Origin of the sequence: Streptomyces verrucosisporus (assembly GCF_017114865.1) — a bacterium.
Taxonomy (GTDB): Bacteria; Actinomycetota; Actinomycetes; order Streptomycetales; family Streptomycetaceae; genus Streptomyces; species Streptomyces fenghuangensis.
This window is the reverse complement of the sequence record NZ_JADEYH010000071.1, coordinates 1-1,788: the sequence shown is the minus strand read 5'-3', so window position 1 is coordinate 1,788 and position 1,788 is coordinate 1. Positions and strand designations below refer to the sequence as shown.

At 68.7% G+C, this 1,788-nt stretch carries 1 protein-coding gene; it reads left to right on the top strand.

What is annotated here, in order from left to right:
• The first annotated feature begins 100 nt into the window (after positions 1-100).
• A complete protein-coding gene (locus tag IQ279_RS27470) occupies positions 101-1,744 on the top strand; it encodes an IS1182 family transposase (protein WP_206352032.1) in 1,644 nt (547 codons plus the stop codon).
• Positions 1,745-1,788: the final 44 nt, after the last annotated feature.

The following is a 1,788-nucleotide window of genomic DNA, read 5'->3' as shown; positions in this document are numbered from 1 at the left end:
CGGACACTGTTGGTAAATAGCTGGGCCCCGGCCGTGACGTCGGTCTTCGCCACCTGGTTGTGGGTGGTGAGGACCGACGTTGCGTTTGGGGAGGGTGTCGGTGTCGCTGCGGGAGAGCGGGCTGGGTGAGATCCCGGCGGAGACCGTGCGGGTGGCTCGGGCGGTGTGTCCGGACGGCACGCTGGCGATGAGGCTGCGCGACGAATTCGGAGACGTCTTCTCCGGTGAGGCGTTCGCGGATCTCTTCCCTCGCCGGGGCCGACCTGCGGTGTCGCCGGGCGTGTTGGCGCTGGTCACGGTGCTGCAGTTCGCCGAAGGGCTGTCGGACCGGCAGGCCGCCGAAGCGGTCCGGGTCAGGATCGACTGGAAGTACGCGCTGGGGCTGGAGCTGATGGCCACCGGCTTCGACTTCTCGGTGCTCAGCGAGTTCCGTGCCCGCCTGGTGGAAGGGCGGATGGCTGATGAGATCTTTGAGCAGGTACTTCGGGCGGCCCGGGAACGCGGCCTGTTGAAGACGGCGGGGCGGGCCCGGACCGACTCCACCAAGGTTCTGGCGGCGATCCGGGCGGTCAACCACCTGGAGATGCTCGGAGAGACACTGCGGGCGGCCTTGAACGCGCTCGCAGCGGCGGTCCCCGAGTGGCTGACCACCCAGGCCGTCCCGGAGTGGTTCGACCGCTACGGCCACCGGGTGGAGGAGTCCAGGCTGCCCCGGAGCACGGCCAAGCGCCGGGAGTGGGCCCAGCAGGCAGGAGTCGACGGGACACGCCTGCTGGAAGCGGTCTTCTCGCCCCGGGCGCCGAGCGAGGCACGCTCACTTCAGGCGGTCGAGCTCCTGCGGCAGACCTGGGTGCAGAACTACCAAGTCCTCGACGGACAGGTGTCGTTGAGGGATGCGAAGAACGTGCCCCCGGGCCGGTTACGACCGTTCTCCCCGTACGATCCGCATGCCCGCGCTGGCAACAAGCGCGGCAGCACCTGGACCGGCTACGCGGTGCAGCTGACCGAGACATGCGAGTCGGACGCCCCGAATTTGATCACCCACGTCGCCACCACCGACGCGTCGGTGAGCGACATGAGGATGACCGATGCCATCCGCGACGACCTGCGAGCCCGCGGCCGGCTGCCCGCCGTGCACCTGGTCGATGCCAACTACGTGGACGCCCAGCGCCTGGCGGCCTCCCACCAGTCGGACTCCAAGTTGGTGGGACCGATCCAGAAGAACAAGGCTGTCCAGTCCTCCGGCCGATTCACCACCGAGGCGTTCACGGTGGACTGGGACGAGAAGCGGGTGACCTGCCCCAACGGCCAGGTCGCCGACACGTGGTACCCCCGCATCTCCTCGCACGGCATCCCGGTGGTCCGGGTCCGGTTCGAGTCGTCCGTGTGCCGAGCCTGCCCCGACGTTCGGACCTGTGCCCCCTCGAAGCTCGGCCGTGGCCGGGAGATCATGCTGCGGGAGAGGGACGCGCACGACGCCATCCGGCAGAATCGCGCTGACCAGCAGGATCCCGAGTGGCAGAGCGTCTACCAGCACCGTCAGGGCATCGAGGCAACCATCTCGCAGGGCGTCCGAGCCTTCGGGCTTCGCCGGTCCCGCTACCTCGGACAGCCGAAGACCAGCCTCCAACACCTCTACACCGCAACTGCCATGAACCTCACCCGGCTCGACGCCTGGATCACCGGCACACCACGCGCCGGAACCCGCGTCTCCCGCTTCGAACGGCTGAGTCCCGCCGCTTGAGAGCGGCGGGACTCAGCGGGCCCAGCTATTTACCAACAGTGTCC